The following is a 19,970-nucleotide window of genomic DNA, read 5'->3' as shown; positions in this document are numbered from 1 at the left end:
GGGCTCCGGTATTTAAGAATGCGTCCCTGTTGTCAGCGTGCCCGGACCCAGGTGAATCCCCGCCACAGGCCGTAGGCGGCACCTGCAGCTGAAGCGGACTTCAGGCCCAGCGTGGCCGCCCTCCGCCCGGACCGGAAGTCGTAGACGGGCCAGTTGCGCTCACGGGCATGCCGGCGCAGCCGTCCATCCGGATTGATCGCCACCGGATGCCCCACCAGGCTGAGCAGCGGCACATCGTTGTACGAATCGCTGTAGGCCCAGCAGCTTTGCAGGTCCAGGCCTTCCTTTTCGGCCAGCGCCCGGACACCGGCGGCCTTGGCCGGTCCGTGTAGGAACTCGCCTACCAGCCGTCCGGTGTACATGCCGTCCGTAACCTCACTGACCGTGCCGAGGGCACCGGTGAGCTCCAGCCGGCTGGCGATCACGGACGCCACTTCGATCGGGGTCCCGGTCACCAGCCAGACGGGCCGGCCGGATTTCATATGCTGTTGGGTGAGGGCGCGGGTGCCGGGCCAGATCTTTGACACGATCATTTCGTCATAGACCTCTTCGCCCAACGTGCGCACATCCTCCGAAGAGAGCCCGGTGGCGAAGGCCAACGCGGCGTCCCGGACCGAGTGGACATCCTTGAGGTTCTCGCCCTGCAGCATGAACCTCAGCTGCTTGCGTGCGAATCCGGCCGCCTCACGGATCGTGAAGACTTTTCGCTGGTACATCTTCCGGCCCACGTGGAACAGGCTCGCGCCGCGCATCAGCGTATTGTCGACGTCGAAAAACGCAGCTTCTCCGGGTTTGCCCTCTGCGTCCGGAGTTCCGGAGGCTCGCACTGCAGTGGCTCGGGGCATGGTCCGAGTCTACGCAAAACCCGGTCCGAGCGCGGAAATCCGTCATATTGGGGATACTTTGGACCTATGAGTGAATCCGCCGGACCGGAAGTTGTCCTTCTTACCCGACAGGGATGCCACCTGTGTGAGGACGCACGGCTGGTGCTCAACCGTGTGGGGGAGGAGCTCGGAATGGTCTGGCAGGAGCGCAGCGCCGAAGATCACCCGGATCTTGCCGCGCGCTTTGGGGAGGAGATCCCGGTGTTGTTCATTGACGGAGTTCAGCGGGACTTCTGGACAATCGACGAAACCCGGCTGCGGCGCCTGTTGGGAGCGTGATGGCACCCGAAGGAGCCGGTTCGGAGCGCACCGCGCCGGAACGGGAAACCGAAAACAGCACCCAGCCACCCCGAACGCCGTCGTCCGGGACCGGTGCCCAGCGGCATATACCGCCGGCGTCGCTGGCCCGTCTGACCATTTACCTGCGCGCGCTGTCCGCCTTACTCTCCGACGGCGTCGAGCGGGTGTCATCGGACGAACTGGCCGAAGCGGCCGGCGTGAATTCCCCCAAGCTGCGGAAGGATCTGTCCTACCTCGGGTCCTACGGAACCCGCGGCGTGGGGTACGACGTGCTGTATTTGAGCGGGCAGATTTCCGCGGCGCTTGGCCTGACCCAGAACTGGCGCGTGGCCATAGTAGGTGCCGGCAACCTGGGCCGTGCCCTGGCCGGGTACCCCGGTTTCGGCTCCCGGGGATTCGAAGTAGTGGCACTGTTCGACGCGGACCCGATGGTGATCGGCCAGGAAGTCGGTTGGTTGAAGATCAGCCCGGTGGAGTCCCTTGAAACGGTGCTGACGAAGACGAAGACGAACATGGCGGTACTTTCGGTGCCCGCCGAAGTTGCCCAGGATCTCTGTGACCGGCTGGTGGCATCCGGTATCACCAGTATTCTCAGCTTTGCCCCGGTGGTGCTCCAGGCCCCGGAGAATGTCCAGATCCGGAAGGTCGACATGGCAACCGAACTGCAGATCCTTGCCTACCACGCACAGCGCTCCCAGGTCTCGGACATCGCAGCCCGCGCCCGCCTGCCCCGCTAGGAGGGCTCCGCTCAAGCGTCCTGGGGTGAATCGGCCTGGACCGGGTCCACGGGAAGCGGCTGGAGGCGTTGCCGTGGGCGGAACCAGGGAGCCGCCCCCTTCGTGAAGGTAATGGCCGCTCCTGCCGCTCCCAAGGCGGCCGCAGCGGCCTGCATTCCCGTGCCTGCATTCAAGGCGTAGAACAGTGCTGTGCCCGCCAATACCGCGGTGACTATCCGTGCCCAGCGGCGTCTGTCGCGGAGAGTGACGGCAAGCAGGAGCGCGATTCCCAGGACCACCAGGGCATAAGCAATCTGAATGCCCACCAGGACCTTGCCGTATTGGGCTCCCGTCACTCCGTACCGCTGGAGAAGGGCAATGGACGACGGCAACGCGTCCGGCACGGGCATACGCGAAACGACTGAGACAGTGTTTCCAAGGTTCACCAGTCCGGCGCCTGCGACGAAGGTACACGCTGTCGCGATCGAGGGCACCGGGTTGCCGGTGTTCGCAGGCAGCCGGCGCTGTACGGCCCGGACCCCTGCCCGGACCCAAACGTAAGCGGCATGAGCCAACGACCGGACCCGGACGGCCGCGGAATGCACAGCAGCGCCAACCCGGATGGCTCCGAGACGGACACGGACAGCCGCGGCGTGGGCGGCCGTGGAGACTGCGTGGGCGCCGGCCTGGACCCGGGTGGACACTGCGTGCGCACCGGCCTGGACCTGAGTGGAGATGGCGCTTGCTCCCGTTTGGACCCCCTTGGAGACGGCGTGCGCGGCGGTTTGAGCCCCGTTGGACACTGCGTGGGCTCCGGCCTGAGCCCGGGTCGAGACAGCGTGGGCGGCGGTTTGAGCCCCGTTGGAGACGGCGTGTGCTCCTGCCTGGACCTGCGTGGAGACGGCGTGGGCACCCGTCCGGGCTCCGGTGGACACGGCACGTGCGCCGGTTTGGACCCCGGTTGAGACGGCGCGCGCACCGGCCTGAGCCCGGGTCGAGACGGCGTGGGCGCCCGTCTGGACCTGCGTGGATACAACGTGGGCACCCGTCCGGGCTCCGGTGGACACGGCGCGTGCACCGGTTTGGACCCCGTTGGAGACGGCTTGCGCGGCTGTTTGAGCCCCGGTGGAGACGGCGTGGGCGCCCGTCCGGGCTCCGGTGGACACGGCGCGTGCACCGGTTTGGACCCCGGTGGAGACGGCGTGTGCACCGGTCTGGACCTGCGTGGAGACAGCGTGGGCGCCTGCCACCGCCCGGCGGGACGTGGTTCTCGCTCCGGTGTGGACCCGGGCTGAAGCGGTCTGTGCACCGGAGAGGACACGGTCGGTCCCCGCCCGCACGCTGCGGGCCGCTACGTGCGCTCGGGTCCGTGCGAATTCAGATGCAGCCTGCCCTCCCGCCCGGACCCTGCGATAAGCGCTGAGTATGCCGGAGCGCAGCCACCCATAAAGGCCCTGCCCGCCGATGCGCAGCCACCCATAAAGGCCCTGCATGCCGACGCGCAGCCAGGCATAGACTCCCTGCACCCCTGTCCGGAGCCAGGCATAGACGCCGCGTATTGCCGTTCCAACCCAGAGGAAGAAGCCCACCCAACCGGCCCGGAGCCAAAGATAGACGGCGTGCTCCCCGCGGGCGGTGCCCGAAACGTGCCTGGCTGCCATCCGGGTGCCAGCAGTGCGGCCCGGGGCAATAACCGATGGGATGTCCGCGGCGGCGGACGGCGGATAGGGCGGCGGATCCGGGAGGGGTGGGCCGGATCCCGGCGGTTCGGTCAACTGCTCTGGATACTGCAACGGCGTGCCTGATTTTTGTTGTTGCGGGTTCGGAAGCAGTGCTGCCACGGTCATCCCCTTCACGGCGGAACGGCACCCTCCGGCAGTCATGCGAATCAAAGCACCGCCGGGCGAGAAAACAACGCTACGCGGGCTGGACCCGCGTGTGACCCCTCCAGTGCCGAACCTGGTCCGGTAAGCGGAAAGTCCCGCCGGAGACCGGCGGGACTTTCGGGCATTTTCTGCGCGGTCGACTCAGTACGGGTACAGCGGTGCCGTGCGGAAGTACGGGTTGGACGGCTTCAGGTAAAGCATCACAATCCCTGCAATACCAGCCAGGCTGGAAGCGAGGGAGATCAAGCTCAGCGGCGACGTGAAGTAGGCGCCCAGCATGGTGAAGATCCCAATCAATGAAAAGGCGGCGAATACGGTTCCCAGGACGCGGGCCCAGTTCTTTCCCCGCCGGACAAAGAACGCAATCAGCACGTAAACGCCCAGGCCCATCAGCGCTACGACAATGCCGAAGGAAACCAGGAAGGAGTTCAGGCTCTGTTCGTCTACGCCTACACCGGAGAAGGCCTCCTGCTCCTCGGAAGTCATGAGGGAAGGCAGGCTGAACGAGGTGATGACGTTATTGATAAAGCTCAAGACGCCCGCAGCGATAATGAGCCAGAAGCCGGTGATTACTTCGCGCGGGGCCGGTCCCTTTGCCGGTTTGGCTGCTCCAGGCTGATAGGCATAGGCGGGCTGGGCCGCCTGCTGGCCGTAGGGGTCTGGCCCTGGAGCATACTGGCCGTACTGGGGCTCGGGACGAGCGCCGGGTCCCGTGCCGGGTCCGGTGCCGGGGCCCATGGGTCCACCGGAGCCCAGGGGGCCGGTCGGATTGGTCGGGTAGTTCTGCCCGGGGCCTGGCTCGGGTGTGTTCTCGGGTGTAGTCATGTCCGCCTGCTCAGTGTTGGTGTCGTGAGGCGGCTGGGCGGGTGCGCCACCGGCGTCGAACCTGGCCGTGGGCGCCTCCGCAGCCGGGTGTTCAGCGTATCGCGGCAGGCACGGGTGAGTCAGGGCTCCGGGAAACTAGGTGGAAAAAAAGCAGCCCCGGACCAGTCGGTCCGGGGCTGCCCAGGGTTGGCTACGCTGCTACGAACGCCGCATCAACGTTGATGGTGACCTTGTCGCCCACCAGGACGCCGCCGGTTTCCAGGGCAGCGTTCCAGGTCAGGTCGAAGTCCTTCCGGCTGATGACTGTGCTGGCGGAGAAGCCCGAGCGGGTGGCGCCGAACGGGTCCACGGCCACACCGTTGAATTCGGTGTCCAGGACCACGGAGCGGGTGATGCCCTTGATCGTCAGGTCGCCCGTGACCTTGTAGGTGGAGCCTGAGGCTTCAATGCCCGTGGCAGTGAAGGTCACCTCCGGGAACTGTTCGGCGTCGAAGAAGTCCGCGCTCTTGACGTGGGCGTCGCGGTTGGCGTCGTTGGAGTTGAAGGAGTCAGCAGCCATCACTGCAGTGACGGTGGTTTCCGCAATGGTCTCGCCGACGGTCAGGGTTGCCGCTACCTTTTCGAACTGGCCGCGGACCTTGCTGATGCCCGCGTGACGGACAGTGAAGCCAACTTCACTGTGCGATGCGTCGAAATTCCAGGTTCCGGTGGTGAGGCCGCTGGGGATCATGGAGAGCTCCTTCTGGTAGCGGTGCCGGAGGGGGACCCCGACGGCACGTTTCATGCATTTGCATACAGTGTTGCACGGTTTGGTTAAAGGTTCAAGTGAAATGCCCGAGGTGGGCTTCCGGAATTTAGCTGCTGGCTCCAACTCTGCGAAACTGGGACACATGTCCCGCTCATCCATACACCTCGTGCGCCACGGTGAAGTCTTCAATCCGGACAAGGTCCTGTACGGACGCCTTCCGGAGTTCCACCTGTCCGACCTCGGACGCCAGATGGCGGACCGGGTGGCGGAACACTTCACAGAAGAGCGCAGCAAAGGGGCCAACCTGGTCTACCTCGTGGCCTCGCCCCTGACCCGGGCCCAGGAAACTGCTGCTCCTTTGGCTGCTGCACTGAACCTGCAGATTGCTACGGATGAGCGGATCATCGAAGCGGAAAACCGTTTTGAAGGGATGTCCCGCATCAAGAGCAAGCTGCGCAATCCCCGTTACTGGCCGCTCCTGCGCAACCCCATGCGTCCCTCCTGGGGGGAGCCCTACGCGAAGCAGGTTGCCCGCGTAATGTCTGCCGTCGACGACGCACGGATGCGCGCCGTGGAACTCGGCGGGGACAATGCCGAAGCGGTCCTCGTCAGCCACCAGCTGCCCATCTGGGTGACCCGGCTTGCCGCCGAGGGCAAGAAGCTCTGGCACGATCCGCGCCAGCGTGAGTGCACCCTGACCTCCATCACCACCCTGGAGTTCGACGGCGCCGTGCTCACCGGCGTGCGCTACGCCGAGCCGAGCGCCGACCTCCTTCCCGGTGCAGCAAATGTTCCGGGAGCATAATAGAATTACTACGCGTTGTAGAAGTGGCTCCTCCCTGCCGCGATGAAAGCTGGAAATCCTTGAAGAACCGTCAGAGCCCTGTTGAGCGGGAAGCCTTCGGCCGCCGCTCCTTCCTTCGGCTCGGTGCCGGGCTGGCCCTCGCTGTCCCGTTCGCCGCTGCCGCAGCCGGCTGTTCCACGGATGACCCCTTGGCCGAACAGGCAAACGCAGGAGACAACAAGAATTACATTGCCGGTGACGGCTCGGTGACCGAATACGACGCGTCCGACCGCGGCGACGCCGTGCAGCTGGCAGGAACCCTGTTTGACGGCACCGAAGTCACCTCCGCCGAATGGGCCGGAGACGTCGTCGTCCTCAACTTCTGGTACGCAGCGTGCGCTCCGTGCCGGAAGGAAGCGCCGGACCTGGTGGAACTTCATGATGACTTCACTTCCGAAGGTGCCCGGTTCTACGGCGTGAATATCCGCGACGAGAAGGCCACCGCAGAGGCGTTCGAGCGGAACTTCAACATTCCCTACCCCAGCTTCAGGGACAAGGACGGCGGCGTGCTGCTGGCCATGACCAACTTCGTCCCGCCGTCGGCCGTGCCCACCACCCTGGTGCTGGACCGGCAGGGCCGCGTGGCGGCCCGCATCCTCGGGCTGGCGGACAAGGGCACCTTGAAGGCCCTGATCAGCGACGCGCTGGCAGCGTAGGGACAGTGTCCTTCCTTCCCGCCGTCGTGGCTCCCGTGGCCGAGTCCACTGCAAACACCTTTGCCGACACCGTGCTGAACGGGTCCGTGCTGCTGGCCATCCCGGTGGCTGCCCTGGCCGGCCTCGTGTCCTTCCTTTCCCCCTGCGTGCTGCCCCTGGTTCCGGGGTACCTCGGCTACGTCACCGGGCTGACCGGCGTCGACCTGCAAAAGCAGCGCAGGGGCAGGATGTTCGCGGGCATCGGATTGTTCGTCCTGGGCTTCTCGGTGGTCTTCGTGGCCCTTGGCGCCGGAATCGGACAGCTGGGCGCCTGGCTGAAAGGCTCCGAACAGGAATGGATCACGCAGGCCCTCGGCGTGGTGGTGATCCTGCTGGGCATTGTTTTCATGGGCGGGATGAGCTGGTTCCAGCGGGACCGCAAAATCGAGGCGAAACCCCCGGCCGGGCTGTGGGGTGCGCCGGTACTGGGCATCACCTTCGGCTTGGGCTGGGCGCCGTGCATCGGTCCCACACTCTCCGCTGTGCAGCTGCTCTCCTTTTCGGGAAGCGATGCCAGCGCCGCCAAGGGCGCGCTGTTGACGTTCGTGTACTGCCTTGGACTCGGGCTGCCTTTCCTGCTCATCGCCATCGGCTTCCGGCGCGGGATGGGTGCCCTGGGCATCTTCCGCCGCCACCGCCTGGCCCTGCAGCGCTTCGGCGGCGGCATGCTGATTGTCCTCGGCCTGCTGATGGTCAGCGGCGTCTGGAACCTGTGGATCAACGAGCTCCAAGGTTGGTTGGGTAACGTGTCCCTGCCGATCTGATTCGCGCAGCATCGAACGATTCGCGCACCACTGAACAGCGGACCACCGAACAAAATGAGAACAGACGAACCATGAGAACACTTTGACCCCGGGACCGGATAACGTGACAGACAAAGCAACAACGCCCCGCCCCTCCCGCCCTGCCAAGGACCGGAAGGACGATGTTGCGCTGCCCGCCCTGGGGCTGCTCGGCACCCTGCGTTGGGCCTGGACCCAGCTGACCAGCATGAAGACGGCCCTGTTCCTGCTGCTGCTCCTCGCCGTCGCCGCCGTTCCCGGTTCCCTGTTCCCGCAGCGCCCCGCCGATCCCGCCGTGGTGACGCAGTACCTCAAGGACAACCCCGAGACCGGTCCGTGGCTTGACCGTTTCCAGCTCTTTGACGTGTATTCCTCCGTCTGGTTCTCGGCCATTTACCTGCTGCTCTTCATCTCCCTGATCGGCTGCGTCATTCCCCGGGCCAAGGCGCACTTCAAGGCGATGCGCTCGAAGCCTCCGCGCACGCCCAGCCGCCTGTCACGGATGCCCGAGTACGGAACCCTCACGGTTCCGGCCAACGCGTCCCTGACCCCGGCGGACGCCGTGCGCGACGCCGCGAAGATCCTCCGCCGCCGCGGTTACCGGGTAGACGTCCGGGATGGGGACAGCGACCGTCCGTCCGTCGGCGCGGAGCGCGGGTTTGCCAAGGAACTGGGCAACCTGGTCTTCCATACCAGCCTCATCGGTGTCCTGGCCTGCGTTGCCGTAGGCGGATTGTTTGGCTACAGCGGACAGAAGATCGTGGTGGAGGGGGAGTCCTTCGTTAACACCCTGGTCAGCTACGACACCTTCACACCGGGCTCCAACTTCTCCGAAAGCCAGCTGAGCCCGTACTCGCTCACGCTGGATGAGTTCGACATCGAGTTCGACCGCGAATCCGAGACCCACTACGGCCAGCCCCTGGACTTCACCGCTCACATGACCGTGAAGGAAGACCCCGACGCCGAGCCGGAGGAGCAGGTCCTCAAGGTCAACTCGCCCCTGACGCTGGGCGGAACCCGGGTATACCTGGTCGGCAACGGCTACGCTCCCGTGGTCACGGTGCGCGACGGCGAGGGCAACGTGGCGCTGGAAGGCCCCGTGGTCGCGGTGCCCACCGATGCCATGTACACCTCGCTGGCCGTGGTCAAGGCCCCCGATGCCAAGCCCGACCAGCTCGGCTTTGTCGGCTTCTTCCTGCCCACCGCCATGATCGACGAGGCCGGGGTCAGCTACTCCGGCGATCCGGACCCGATCAACCCGCAGCTGAACCTCAACTCCTACTACGGTGACCTGGGGCTGGACGAAGGTGTCCCCTCCAACGTTTACGTGCTGGAGACCGAAGACCTGACGCCGCTGAATAACCGCGACCTGGACGCCGGCGGTATTGTCCTGGGCGCCAACCAGACCTACGAGCTGCCCGACGGCAAGGGATCGATCACCTTCGACGGGCTCAAACGGTACGCTGCACTGGACATCCACTACGACCCGGCAAAGACCGGCGTGCTCGTGTTCGCCGTGCTCTCCCTGTCCGGACTTGCCGCGTCCCTGTTCCTGGCGCGCAGGCGGGTCTGGGTCCGGGCCGGCCAGCATCCGGATGGCCGGGTCATGGTCGAGTACGGGCTCCTGGCCCGGGGCGAAGATCCCCGCCTCACCAGCGAAGCCGCAGCACTGCGCGGCCTGTTTGCCGCGAAGTGGTTGGCACCGCAGGACGCAGAAGGACACAATGTTGGGCGGGTTACCGTACCCGCAAACGCACCGGCGGACAGCAGCGCCGCAGAAGAATCAGATAAGGACCGGTAATGCCCTCCATCGATTACACCCTCGCCAGTTACAGCGAGCTCTTCATGCTGCTGGCGGCATTTGCCTACACGGCGGCGTTCCTGGCGTTCACCTGGGACCTGGCCAAGAGCAGCAAAACCATCAAGGCGGTGGAGAGCAGGCTGGAACAAAAGACGGCCGTGCGGGAAACCGTCCCGGCCGGCAACGGCTCCGTCCGGGACTGGGACGCCGAAGGCAGCCGTGAAGCGCAGACCGCTGACTCCGCCATGGGCTACACCGGTCCGCGCCGCAACGCAGCACGGGTTGGCGTCGCGCTGACCGTGTTGGCTGCCGCCATCCATGCGGCCGGCGTCGTCACCCGCGGCATGGCTGCGCACCGGGTTCCGTGGGGCAACATGTACGAGTTCTGCACCACCGGCGCCCTCGTTGTCGCCGTGGTGTTCCTGCTGGTGCTGACCCGCCGTGACCTGCGCTTCCTCGGCACCGTGGTGCTTGGCCTGGTGCTGGTAATGATGATGGCCGCCACCATCGGGTTCCCGACGCCGGTGGCACACCTTGTTCCGGCGCTCCAGAGCTACTGGCTGATCATCCACGTATCCGTTGCCGTGATCGCGTCGGCACTGTTCACGCTCACGTTCGCCATGTCCGCGCTGCAGCTGCTCCAGGCCGACCGGGAAACCCGTATCCGCTCCGGACGCAAGGAGCGGCTGCCCTTCATGCGCATCGTGCCGTCGGCGCAGAGCCTGGAGAACCTTTCCTACCGCATCAACGCGGTGGCGTTCGTGCTGTGGACCTTCACCCTTATGGCCGGTGCAATCTGGGCCGAACAGGCATGGGGCCGGTACTGGGGCTGGGACACCAAGGAAGTCTGGACGTTCGTTATCTGGGTGGTCTACGCCGGCTACCTGCACGCCCGCGCCACCCGCGGCTGGACCGGGACCCGGTCCGCCTGGCTGTCGATTGTCGGCTACCTCTGCGTGATCTTCAATTTCACCATCGTGAACATGTTCTTCTCCGGGCTGCACAGCTACTCAGGCGTCTAGCCCCAGCGGGGCCGAACGCCTCCAGCAGCAGAAAAGACCCGTTCCGGAACTCTCCGGGACGGGTCTTTTGCTGCCGATCATGCCGGCTTAGCGGGGGAGATGCTGGTCCTGCGGGTGGCGGCCAGGCTCAAGAGCTGATGCTTCTCGAGCCGCCGGTGGGCGTCGAAGGGGGCACCGCAGGGTAGGCGAGGAGTCTCAGGCTCCGGGCTTGCCGTCGTCGTTCTGCTTGCCGCGGCCCTCTTCACGGGCACGCAGCTCGGCCTCACGGGCCCGGAGCTCGGCTTCCTTCTGGGCCTGGCGGCGCCGGATCTCCAGGTTGCGCAGGAACTCGGGATCGTCGTCGGGGGCCGACGGACGCCGCGGCTCGCGCGGTCCGGAACCTCCCGGGGATCCGCCGGACGGGCGGCCAAACAGGAACCAGAGCACTGCGCCGAGGACGGGAATAAGGATGATCGTGAACAGCCATGAGGTCTTGGAGATGCTGCGCACCTCGTTTGCCCGGGACATAACGCAGTCGATTGCGGCATAGATGATCACGGCAGCGACGATGATGACGCCGAACAACACAAGACGGGGCATACGGCCATTGTAGTGGAGGGTCCTGCCCGCGGGGGCCTGCAGGGGGAAGGAACGCCCAGGACGCCAAGCGCATAGAATGAAGGCGTGGCTTTCTGGAAATTTACCGCACTCCGCCTGGGTTTGGTGGCCGTCTTCTTCGCGATCTGCATGCTGCTCGGACTGGGCCTCCTGCTTTCGGCACTGGCTGCCGCCGTCATGGCCTGGTGCGTCACGTACCTGTTTGCCCGGGACATGCGCGACGAAGCGGCCCGCACCGTGCAGCGCCGGTTCACCGAGGAACGCGCACCCAAGCGCAGCCAGGGCGAGCTGGATGACTCAGCAGCCGAGGACAACCTCGTGGCAGAGCACCCGGACGTGCAGGTCGACAACGACCGCCGCCGCGAAGCCTAGCCCCGGCAGGCCCTAGCCCCGGAGTCCTAAGCCGGACCGCCCCTAGGCCAGCAGCCGGGTGATGACGAGCCCGGCGCCGTACAGCACGCTGAAACCGAGGTTGATCATGCCCGTGTGCTTCAGCACGGGGATCAGGCTGCCGCGCTTCTTTCCGGTCAGCATGAGCCAGGCGGGCAGGATGCATGCCGGGATCAGGAGCAGCACCAGCAGGATCCACGGGTAGTCTCCGGCAATGAACAGCGGCAGCAGCAGGGCCAGGGCCAGCATCATGACGTAGCTGATCCGTGCCGGCCCGTCGCCCAGCCGGACCGCAAGGGTCCGCTTGCCGGACTCGCGGTCCGTGGGGATGTCCCGGACATTGTTGGCCATCAGCAGCGCCATGGCGATCAGTCCGGTGCCGACGGCGCCCAGGACAGCAGCCGTATTGATTTCCAGCGCCTGGGTGTAGGTGGTGCCCAGCGTGGCCACCAGTCCGAAGAACACGAAGACGAACACATCGCCCAGGCCAAGGTAGCCGTAGGGATTCTTGCCTCCGGTGTAGCCCCACGCGGCGGCTACGCAGCCGATTCCCACGAGGATCAGGGACCAGGTGGAGGCCAGGACCACGAGGGCGACTCCTGCCAGCATGGCGGCGCCGAAGCAGGCGAATGCAGCGTACTTGACCTGCTTCGGGGAGGCGAGGCGCGAACCGGTCAGCCGCAGCGGACCCACCCGGTTGTCGTCGGTTCCGCGGATGCCGTCGGAATAGTCATTGGCGTAATTCACGCCGACCTGCAGCAGGATGGCAATGAGGGCGGCCAGCACTGCGCGGACGGGGTGGAATGCCCCGAGGTCGTACGCGGCGGCGGATCCGATGATGACCGGCGCGATTGCCATCGGCAGCGTCCGGGGGCGGGCGCCTTCTAACCATTGGGCGGCTGTAGCCACGGTGTTGTTCCTTAGTTCTTAGTCGAGACAGGTGTTGTAGCGGCGGTTCAGTGCCGCGCAGCGGCCAGCAGCCGCAGCAGGGTCATCCGGTCCGCTTTGCCGGTGGGCAGCAGGGGCAGGGATTCAAGCAGCAGGACCACCTTGGGGACTGCGGCCGAGCCGAGCCGGGAGCGCACGGCTTCGCGTACCAGTTCCGGGTCAACGCTGCCGACGACGGCGGCCCCCACCTGGGAGCCCCACTCGGCGTCGTCCAGGCCCAGCACAAACGCCTGCTCGACGCCGGGGACGGTTTCCACGGCCTCGGCCACTGCCTGCGCGGAAACCTTGATTCCCCCGCTGACGATAACGTCATCCAGCCGTCCGGAGACACTGACCCGGCCGTCGTCGTCGACCGTCCCGGTGTCATCCGTGCGGAACCAGCGTTGTCCCGAGTTGAACCGGAAACGGTCGCTGGTGAGATCCGGCCGGCCCATGTAGCCGTCCGCAAGGACATCACCGGCAATCCAGAGGCGCCCCTCCCACCGGATGACGTCGACGCCGGGCAGCGGGACACCATCGTAAACGCACCCGCCGCACGTTTCGCTCATGCCGTAGGTGGTCACCACGTTCAGCCCGTAACCGCGGGCCTTGTCCAGCAGGGCGGCACCGGCCGGTGCCCCGCCGAGCAGGATGGCGTTGAACCGGCGCAGCACACGGAGGGTTTCGGGTGCCGGGTCCTGCAGCAGGCGGTGCAGCTGGGTGGGGACCAGGGACGTGAAGCGGTTGCGGTCCGTCATGTCCTCTGCGGCACGCGTGAACACCTCGGCGCTGAACGGCACGGACAAATCCATAAAGACCGGCTGGGTGCCGGCGTACAGGGAACGGACCAGGACCTGGATTCCGGCAATGTAGTTGACCGGCAGGGCGGACAGCCACTGGCCGTCCGCCTTCAGTGCGACGGCGGTGGCCATCGAGGAAGCGGCCAGCGCATCGGTGCTGAGCATGGTCTGCTTCGGGGTGCCGGTGGAACCGGAGGTGCTGACGACCAGGGCAATGTCGTCGTTGGGCAGTTCGCCCGTAAAGGTCTGGGCCGGATCGGTGTGCGGTGCGACGGCCGGTCCCTCACCCGCCAGCGCGTCGGCCAGCGGGGAGAGCAGCATTCCGGCGTCGAAACCCGGAGTCACCAGGACTGGAAGCAGTTCCAAGGAGCTCCTAGAAGTAGTAGGGGAAGGAGGACCAGTCCGGATCACGCTTGGCAAGGAATGCTTCCTTGCCCTCCACCGCCTCGTCCGTCATGTAGGCCAGGCGGGTTGCTTCGCCGGCGAAGACCTGCTGCCCGGCCAGCCCGTCGTCCGCCAGGTTGAAGGCGAACTTGAGCATGCGGATGGCCTGCGGGGACTGCCGGGCAATGTCTGCGGCGTATTCCAGGGCCACCTTTTCCAGGTCCGCATGGTCGACGGCTTCATTGACCGCTCCCATGGCGACCATGTCCTCGGCCGAGTACTCGCGCGCCAGGAAGAATATTTCCCGCGCCTTCTTCTGGCCGATCTGCCGGGCCAGCAGCGCCGAGCCGTAGCCGGCGTCGAAGCTGCCCACGGTGGCATCGGTCTGCTTGAACTTGCCGTGCTGGCGTGAGGCGATGGTCAGGTCCGAGACCACATGCAGGCTGTGCCCGCCGCCTGCCGCCCAGCCGTTGACGACGGCGATGACCACCTTGGGCATGGTCCGCATGAGCCGCTGGACTTCCAGGATGTGCAGCCGTCCCGCACGTGCCGGGTCGATGGTCTCTTTGGTTTCGCCCTCTGCGTACCGGTAGCCGTCGCGGCCGCGGATCCGCTGGTCCCCGCCGGAGCAGAACGAGTGGCCGCCGTCCTTGGGGGAGGGGCCGTTGCCGGTGAGCAGCACAGTGGCAACGTCCGGCGTCATCCGTGCGTGGTCCATGGCCCGGTACAGCTCGTCCACGGTCCCGGGGCGGAAGGCGTTGCGGACTTCCGGACGGTCGAACGCGATGCGCACCGTCGGCAGGTCACGCACTACGGTGCCGTCGGCGCCGCGCTCCACCTGGCGGTGGTAGGTCATGTCCTGCAGGTCCTCGAACCCGGAAACAAGACGCCACTGCTGCGGGTCGAAAATATCGGACACCTGTGCTGGAAGTTCTGAGCTCACGAATCGAGTTTATCGCCAGTGGGCAATACCGCCGGACACTGCGCACCGGGAACGGTTGCGGCTCCATTGGTGCCCAGTGGTTATCCGGGCCCCGCACCGACGGCAGGGCGTGTCGCAGCCCGGCAGGCCTGTTTTGTTTCCCTTGGTCTGCGTGCACCGGCAGGTAGAGTCGGAGCATGGGTGCAACTGAACTTATTCTGGTACGCCACGGTGAATCCGCAGGCAATGTGGCCGCTACCCGCGCCGGCCGCGAGGGTGCCGAACGCATTGACATTCCCTGGCGGGACCCCGACGTTCCCTTGAGCGCAGACGGCGAACAGCAGGCCGCAGCGCTGGGCCGCTGGTTTTCCGGGCTTCCCGCTGGGGAACTGCCCGACTCCGTCTGGTGCTCGCCCTACCTGAGGGCACGGCAGACCGCGGAACTGGCGGGACTGCCCGGCATCACCGGCGGTATGCGGATTGATGAACGCCTGCGCGACCGGGAACTGGGCATTTTGGACCTGCTGACCTCTGCCGGCGTCGCGGCACGTTTTCCGGAGGAAGCCGAACGCCGGTCCTGGCTGGGCAAGTTCGTATACCGGCCGCCGGGCGGCGAGTCCTGGGCCGACGTCGCACTGCGGCTGCGCTCGGTCTTCCGCGATCTGGATGACGAGGAAGACGGCAAGCGGGTGGCTGTGGTCTGCCATGACGCCGTGATCCTGTTGATCCGCTACGTTCTGGAACGGATGAGCGAGCAGGAACTGCTGGACACCGCCGCCGCCAACAGCGTACGGAACGGTTCCGTCACCCGGCTGGTGCGTCCCAGCGGAACCGGGCCGTGGCAGCTGCACACCTTTAACAACGTGCTCCACCTGCAGGACGGCGGAGCGCCCGTAACCGAACATGCAGGAGAAACTGATGACATCCACCCCCGCTGAGCTCGTCACCCCTGCGCTGCTGCGCGGCTGGAGGCTGTCCACCGAGGCCTCCGGCAAGGAAGACCGGGGCACCGTACTGGTGATCGGCGGAGCCCGCCGCACCCCCGGCGCCGTGATGCTGACCGGGCTTGCCGGACTGCGGGTCGGCGCCGGCCGCCTGACCATGGGGTTGGCGGAATCGGCGGCGATCGCCGTGGCCGTTGCCATCCCCGAATCCGGGGTGGTCGGACTGCGCGAGGAATCCGGTGGGATTGACGGCGAGGCGGCCGGTGCATTGCTTGAATCCGATCTAGCGACCGCGTCGGCCGTAGTTATCGGCCCCGGGCTGGACGACCCCGACCAGGCCGCAGCGCTGCTGCGGTCAGTGGTGCCGCTGCTCGGGGAAAAGACGCAGGTGGTGCTGGATGCGTATGCCCTCGGTGTGCTGCCCGGACTGCCTGATCTTTACGATGCCCTGGCCGGACGCCTCGTCCTGACCCCGAACGGCGCCGAACTCATCCGCCTGCTCGAGGATGAGGAGGCGGACGAAGATTCCCTGGACCTGGCGAAGGCGTCCCTGGAAGTGGCGCGGAAATACCAGGCCGTGGTCAGCGCACACAACGTTATTACCGCTCCCGACGGAAAGAGCTGGGAGGTTCCTGCCGGAAATTCCGGTCTGGGCACTTCCGGTTCCGGGGATGTCCTTGCCGGTGCCGTAGGCGGGTTCCTGGCCCGCGGGGCGACGCCGGAACAGGCTGCCTGTTGGGGAACCTATCTGCACGCCGTGAGCGGGGACCGGCTCTCCGCCTCCCGGGGGCCGCTCAGCTTCCTGGCACGGGAATTGCTGGAGGCCATGCCTCCGGTGATCGCGGAGCTGAATTAGCGCAGGCCTGTATCCCCGCCGGATGCCCCATAGCTCCGGGATGGCCCATATCCTGAGGGTATGACTGCGAACGAATACCGGACCGGACCGGCGGGGCGTCCACCGGCGTCGATACCGTGGCTTTCCTACCGCTTCACCCGGCGGGATGCCGTGGCGGCCGGGTTCTATGTCCTGTTCCTGCTGGTCTTGAGTTTCGCACCGGGGCTCATTTTCCCGGTGCTGGTGATGGTGGTTCCGGATCCCCTCACCGCCTCCTACGTCCTGAACCTGGGCTTCTACGCAGTTGCCGGCCTTTTGGCCTTCCTTGCGGCCCGCCCGTATGTGGTGCGGGAAACGAAGATCCTGGCCACCCGCCCGGTGCTGACGCTGGCCCTGATTCCCGCGGGCGTCATCATCATGCTCATCGCCACCATGGCCGCTGTCCTGGTGACCGGGGACGTCCAGACCGCAGCGAACCAGGAAGCGGTCCAGGGGTTTGTCGGGTCCGTCTCGCCCTGGCTGATCATTCCCCTGATCGTGGTGCTGGCGCCCTTTGTGGAGGAGTACATCTTCCGGCACCTGCTGATCGGCAAGCTCAGCCGGTACTGGAATATCTGGGCCTGCGGCATCCTGTCGGTCCTGTTGTTCGCGTCCATCCACGTCGTGGGCAAGGAATCCCTCACCCTGCCGGTCTTGGTGCCTTACCTGGCGATGGGTGCCACCCTGGTCGGCCTCTATGTCTGGGCGGGCAACAACTTCATGCTGTCCTACGGGGTGCACGCGGCGAAGAACCTCCTGGGGGTGCTGGTGATGTACGCGGTCCCGCCGGAGCTGCTCCAGCAGTAGCAGGACGTCTCCGGCGGGCTGCTGCGGTCCCTTCTGTACAGCTGATGCTGGCTGCCGCGTCGGCGCCGTCGCCTTGTGTACAGCTGATGCTGGCCACGGACCCATCAGGGCGCATCTGCTGTACACAAGGTGAGCCTCGGCAGCTAGGAGCCGGCCTTTTCGATGCGCTCAGTTTCCGGTGCCCGGACCAGGGAGCCGTTGCACGGAACCACCCGCTCCGGCCGGGCTAAGTAGAAAAAAGAACTCCGCGCATCGGACTCGAACCCGCCGGGCACCATCAGCGTGGAATAGCGCTGGCACCACTGCGGGGTATCGACGGCGGCCCCCAGTGCGGTGGCGACGGCCGGAACATTGTGGAACCACATCAGGTGCTGGATTCCTTCGGACACCAGGTAAATGAGGTCCAGCTGCGGATCGGCCGTGGCTTCGACGTCCGACCACTGCTCCCAGCCCTCGAGACGGCGGCCGTGGATCCAATGGATGTTGTGCCCCGGCGCGAAGCCGCTGCAGTTGCTGAGACCGGATTTGCTGACACTGGAAATGCTCACAGTGGGTTCCTTTTCAGGTTGTCCTTGCCTGCAACGGACGAAGCAGGCCGCTTCGTCATCCGAACCACCCGCCGAACAGTGGGGTTGGTGTGGGGCCAGTCGGAGCTTTTATGCCCGGTTTCCCGGGCGGAGGCCACATCTCGTGAAGCTGAAAACTACTTTAGCGGAGGCCGCCGACATTTCGACAGGGGCCATTCCCGGGTGTGCGGTGGTGAGCGGTCCGGCGCCCATAGTCCGCAGCTCGCCTTCCGTCCGCGGAAGGTCCCGGGGCCGAATACCCTCGCACACTCCCCGCGGGAGGTGGGCCCGAAGGATGCGCTCCTCACCATCCGGGGCATTGCGGAAGATGACGGACGCACGAAGGTGACGGACGCACGAAGGCGCCGGGAGGAGACGGACCCACGAAGGGGTTTGGCAGGAGTCGACGCACACCCCAAGGCGGGCGGGAAGCAGCGGACCCACGAGGGCATGGCGAAAGGTGCCGGACGCACGAAGGGGCCTGGAGGAGGCGGCTTTAATATTCTCCACGAGCTCTGCGAGCGGGGAATTTCGTTGCCGCCGGATCCAGGCCCCGAAGGTGCCAAGGTTCCAGACCGCTGGGGGGGGGCACCCCCGGGACCGGCTTACCGCCAGCCGGCCCCCGGTGCCACGAGCTTGACGATGCTTTCCAGCAGCTGCGCGTTGTAGTCCACGCCCAGCTGGTTCGGCACGGTCACCAGGACCGTATCCGCTTCCTGAACGGCGGCATCCGCAGCCAGTTCCGCGGCGATGACGTCCGGTTCGCCGATGTAGCTCTTGCCGAACCGGGCCAGGTCGCCGTCTAGGTGGCCCACCTGGTCGCGGCCTTCGGCCTGGGCACGGAGCCCGAAGTACCGCCGGTCCGCCTCGGTCACCAGGGGAATGATGCTGCGGCTGACGGACACACGCGGTGTGCCCTGATGCCCGGCGTCGGCCCACGCCTGCCGGTACACGGCGATCTGCTCGGCCTGCAGCTGATCGAACGGCACACCGGTGTCTTCGGTGAGGAGGGTGGAGCTCATGAGGTTCATGCCCTGCTCTCCGGTCCATTTGGCGGTGGCCCGGGTGCCGGACCCCCACCAGATGCGGCCGGGGAGACCGGGGGAGAGGGGGTCGACGGCCATGGCGCCGGTGCTGCCGGTCATGGCCGGATCGGCCTGCGCCACACCTGCTCCGGCTATGGCGGCCCGGAAGACTTCCGTGTGCTGCCGGGCCATCTCGGCGTCGGAGGAATCCGGACCGGGAACGTAGCCGAAGGACTCATAACCGCGCAGGGCCGGCTCGGGGGATCCCCGGCTGATGCCCAGCTGCAGCCGTCCGGCGCTGATCAGATCGGTGGCTGCAGCATCTTCGGCCATTCCAATCGGATTCATGTAACGCATGTCGATCACGCCGGTGCCCAGCTCGATCCGGCTGGTCCGGGCGGCCATAGCCGCGAGCAGCGGGAACGGTGCGGAGAACTGCGGTGCGAAGTGGTGGACCCGCAGATAGGCACCGTCCACCCCGATCTCTTCCGCAGCCACGGTCAACTCAACCTGCTGACGCAGTGCGTCCCCCGCAGAAGGGGTCAGCGACCCAATCGCATTCCGGTAATGTCCGAAGGACAGGAACCCTATTTTCTTCATATCAGCTCCAGCGCCGGAGCGGTCGGCAGTATTCCCGCTCACATGCAGGACAGCGAAAGGAAGCAGCTCCAATGCACATCACCATAATCCCGGGCTACCAGGGCTCACCGCCGGAGCAGTGGCAAAGCCGCTGGGAGGCAGAGCTGCCCGATGCCACCCGCATCTCGCCGTCGTCGTGGGACGAACCCGATCTGGAGGACTGGATGGCTGCCCTGGACCGGTCCGCCGGAGCGCGGAACGGGCAGACGGTCCTCGTTGCGCACAGCCTCGGCTGCCTGGCCGCAGTGGAATGGCTGCATCGGAACCCCGACGGCGCCCGCGGCGCGTTCCTGGTCAGCCCGCCGGATCCCGTTGCTGCCTCCTTCCCGCAAGTTGTTGAAACATTCCGGAATCCGCGGATGGAGGAACTGCCCGTTCCCGGCCTGCTGATTGCCAGCCAGAGCGACCCCTATTGCGCCCTGCCCGCGGCACGGAGCATGGCCGCAGCCTGGAACGTGCCCGTCATCGATGCCGGCGAGGTGGCCCACATCAACGAAAAGAGCGGTGTGGGGTCCTGGCAGCAGGGCCGCGACCTGTTCACCGCCTTCACCGCAGGGCTGGGGGAACGGCCCGCAATCGGATAAGAATGGGC

The 19,970-nt window shown here is 66.2% G+C and carries 22 protein-coding genes and 1 riboswitch; of the genes, 12 read left to right on the top strand and 10 right to left on the bottom strand.

Annotation, left to right across the window (positions count from 1 at the left end; translation table 11 throughout):
- Nucleotides 1-32: 32 nt before the first annotated feature.
- Nucleotides 33-845, bottom strand: coding sequence for an HAD family hydrolase (locus tag QNO10_RS12135; RefSeq protein WP_229946981.1), 813 nt, complete (start codon nucleotides 843-845; stop codon nucleotides 33-35).
- A gap of 66 nt (nucleotides 846-911) precedes the next feature.
- On the opposite strand from QNO10_RS12135, the gene QNO10_RS12130 reads away from it, so the two are divergent.
- Nucleotides 912-1,163 carry a glutaredoxin family protein gene (locus tag QNO10_RS12130; RefSeq protein WP_229946984.1) on the top strand — a complete coding sequence of 84 codons (252 nt, stop codon included), beginning with the start codon at nucleotides 912-914 and terminating at the stop codon, nucleotides 1,161-1,163.
- A complete protein-coding gene (locus QNO10_RS12125; RefSeq protein ID WP_229946987.1) occupies nucleotides 1,163-1,921 on the top strand; it encodes a redox-sensing transcriptional repressor Rex in 759 nt (252 codons plus the stop codon). The genes QNO10_RS12130 and QNO10_RS12125 overlap by 1 nt, the downstream gene beginning before the upstream one ends.
- Before the next feature lie 11 nt (nucleotides 1,922-1,932).
- On the opposite strand, the gene QNO10_RS12120 is transcribed toward QNO10_RS12125, so the two are convergent.
- The 3 genes from QNO10_RS12120 to QNO10_RS12110 form a co-directional block, all read right to left on the bottom strand.
- The gene (locus QNO10_RS12120) at nucleotides 1,933-3,561 is read right to left on the bottom strand and encodes a hypothetical protein (protein ID WP_229946989.1); all 1,629 of its coding nucleotides are present in this window, start codon (nucleotides 3,559-3,561) and stop codon (nucleotides 1,933-1,935) included.
- Nucleotides 3,562-3,927: 366 nt separating this feature from the next.
- Entirely contained in the window at nucleotides 3,928-4,611 is a 684-nt protein-coding gene (locus tag QNO10_RS12115) for a hypothetical protein (RefSeq protein ID WP_229947445.1), read from the bottom strand.
- Nucleotides 4,612-4,801: 190 nt separating this feature from the next.
- Nucleotides 4,802-5,341 (bottom strand): YceI family protein, encoded by a 540-nt coding sequence (locus QNO10_RS12110; RefSeq protein WP_229947397.1) that lies wholly within the window; start codon nucleotides 5,339-5,341, stop codon nucleotides 4,802-4,804.
- 160 nt (nucleotides 5,342-5,501) lie between these two features.
- Between QNO10_RS12110 and QNO10_RS12105 the strand changes: the two genes are divergently transcribed.
- The 5 genes from QNO10_RS12105 to ccsB all read left to right on the top strand — a co-directional run bounded on the left by QNO10_RS12105 (nucleotide 5,502) and on the right by ccsB (nucleotide 10,503).
- Entirely contained in the window at nucleotides 5,502-6,164 is a 663-nt protein-coding gene (locus tag QNO10_RS12105; protein WP_229946991.1) for a histidine phosphatase family protein, read from the top strand.
- A 59-nt stretch (nucleotides 6,165-6,223) separates the two neighbouring features.
- Nucleotides 6,224-6,859, top strand: a complete 636-nt coding sequence (locus QNO10_RS12100; RefSeq protein WP_442860228.1) for a TlpA family protein disulfide reductase — start codon at nucleotides 6,224-6,226, stop codon at nucleotides 6,857-6,859.
- 5 nt (nucleotides 6,860-6,864) lie between these two features.
- The gene (locus QNO10_RS12095) at nucleotides 6,865-7,662 is read left to right on the top strand and encodes a cytochrome c biogenesis CcdA family protein (RefSeq protein ID WP_229946993.1); all 798 of its coding nucleotides are present in this window, start codon (nucleotides 6,865-6,867) and stop codon (nucleotides 7,660-7,662) included.
- Nucleotides 7,663-7,765: 103 nt separating this feature from the next.
- Nucleotides 7,766-9,481: a cytochrome c biogenesis protein ResB gene (resB, locus tag QNO10_RS12090; protein ID WP_442860229.1), complete on the top strand. Its 1,716-nt coding sequence runs from the start codon at nucleotides 7,766-7,768 to the stop codon at nucleotides 9,479-9,481.
- Entirely contained in the window at nucleotides 9,481-10,503 is a 1,023-nt protein-coding gene (gene ccsB / locus QNO10_RS12085; RefSeq protein ID WP_229946996.1) for a c-type cytochrome biogenesis protein CcsB, read from the top strand. The genes resB and ccsB overlap by 1 nt, the downstream gene beginning before the upstream one ends.
- Nucleotides 10,504-10,698: 195 nt before the next feature.
- Here ccsB and QNO10_RS12080 read toward each other — a convergent pair whose 3' ends face one another.
- On the bottom strand, nucleotides 10,699-11,082 hold the full coding sequence (locus tag QNO10_RS12080; RefSeq protein WP_229946997.1) for a PLD nuclease N-terminal domain-containing protein: 384 nt from the start codon (nucleotides 11,080-11,082) through the stop codon (nucleotides 10,699-10,701).
- Nucleotides 11,083-11,166: 84 nt separating this feature from the next.
- Between QNO10_RS12080 and QNO10_RS12075 the strand changes: the two genes are divergently transcribed.
- A complete protein-coding gene (locus tag QNO10_RS12075) occupies nucleotides 11,167-11,472 on the top strand; it encodes a DUF4229 domain-containing protein (RefSeq protein WP_229946998.1) in 306 nt (101 codons plus the stop codon).
- 42 nt (nucleotides 11,473-11,514) lie between these two features.
- Here QNO10_RS12075 and QNO10_RS12070 read toward each other — a convergent pair whose 3' ends face one another.
- From QNO10_RS12070 to QNO10_RS12060, 3 genes are read right to left on the bottom strand one after another with little or no spacing between them, the layout of a single operon-like run.
- On the bottom strand, nucleotides 11,515-12,399 hold the full coding sequence (locus QNO10_RS12070) for a 1,4-dihydroxy-2-naphthoate polyprenyltransferase (RefSeq protein ID WP_229946999.1): 885 nt from the start codon (nucleotides 12,397-12,399) through the stop codon (nucleotides 11,515-11,517).
- Between the two features lie 47 nt (nucleotides 12,400-12,446).
- Nucleotides 12,447-13,583 (bottom strand): AMP-binding protein, encoded by a 1,137-nt coding sequence (locus QNO10_RS12065; RefSeq protein ID WP_229947000.1) that lies wholly within the window; start codon nucleotides 13,581-13,583, stop codon nucleotides 12,447-12,449.
- A gap of 7 nt (nucleotides 13,584-13,590) precedes the next feature.
- Complete coding sequence (locus QNO10_RS12060) at nucleotides 13,591-14,544, bottom strand: 1,4-dihydroxy-2-naphthoyl-CoA synthase (protein ID WP_229947002.1); 954 nt, start codon at nucleotides 14,542-14,544, stop codon at nucleotides 13,591-13,593.
- 176 nt (nucleotides 14,545-14,720) lie between these two features.
- On the opposite strand from QNO10_RS12060, the gene QNO10_RS12055 reads away from it, so the two are divergent.
- From QNO10_RS12055 to QNO10_RS12045, 3 genes are read left to right on the top strand one after another with little or no spacing between them, the layout of a single operon-like run.
- Entirely contained in the window at nucleotides 14,721-15,461 is a 741-nt protein-coding gene (locus tag QNO10_RS12055; protein ID WP_229947004.1) for a histidine phosphatase family protein, read from the top strand.
- Nucleotides 15,442-16,323 carry an NAD(P)H-hydrate dehydratase gene (locus QNO10_RS12050; RefSeq protein WP_229947006.1) on the top strand — a complete coding sequence of 294 codons (882 nt, stop codon included), beginning with the start codon at nucleotides 15,442-15,444 and terminating at the stop codon, nucleotides 16,321-16,323. Before QNO10_RS12055 ends, QNO10_RS12050 begins: the two co-directional genes overlap by 20 nt.
- Nucleotides 16,324-16,383: 60 nt before the next feature.
- Nucleotides 16,384-17,148 carry a CPBP family intramembrane glutamic endopeptidase gene (locus tag QNO10_RS12045; RefSeq protein ID WP_229947009.1) on the top strand — a complete coding sequence of 255 codons (765 nt, stop codon included), beginning with the start codon at nucleotides 16,384-16,386 and terminating at the stop codon, nucleotides 17,146-17,148.
- Between the two features lie 143 nt (nucleotides 17,149-17,291).
- On the opposite strand, the gene QNO10_RS12040 is transcribed toward QNO10_RS12045, so the two are convergent.
- Nucleotides 17,292-17,696 carry a hypothetical protein gene (locus QNO10_RS12040; RefSeq protein WP_229947011.1) on the bottom strand — a complete coding sequence of 135 codons (405 nt, stop codon included), beginning with the start codon at nucleotides 17,694-17,696 and terminating at the stop codon, nucleotides 17,292-17,294.
- A gap of 15 nt (nucleotides 17,697-17,711) precedes the next feature.
- A riboswitch (SAM riboswitch) is annotated at nucleotides 17,712-17,844 on the bottom strand.
- Nucleotides 17,845-18,319: 475 nt separating this feature from the next.
- Nucleotides 18,320-19,339, bottom strand: a complete 1,020-nt coding sequence (locus QNO10_RS12035; protein ID WP_229947012.1) for an LLM class flavin-dependent oxidoreductase — start codon at nucleotides 19,337-19,339, stop codon at nucleotides 18,320-18,322.
- A gap of 71 nt (nucleotides 19,340-19,410) precedes the next feature.
- On the opposite strand from QNO10_RS12035, the gene QNO10_RS12030 reads away from it, so the two are divergent.
- Nucleotides 19,411-19,962, top strand: coding sequence for an RBBP9/YdeN family alpha/beta hydrolase (locus QNO10_RS12030; RefSeq protein WP_229947015.1), 552 nt, complete (start codon nucleotides 19,411-19,413; stop codon nucleotides 19,960-19,962).
- Nucleotides 19,963-19,970: the final 8 nt, after the last annotated feature.

The organism is Arthrobacter sp. zg-Y919 (assembly GCF_030142045.1).
GTDB lineage: Bacteria > Actinomycetota > Actinomycetes > Actinomycetales > Micrococcaceae > Arthrobacter_B.
This window is presented reverse-complemented; position numbering and strand designations above follow the sequence as displayed.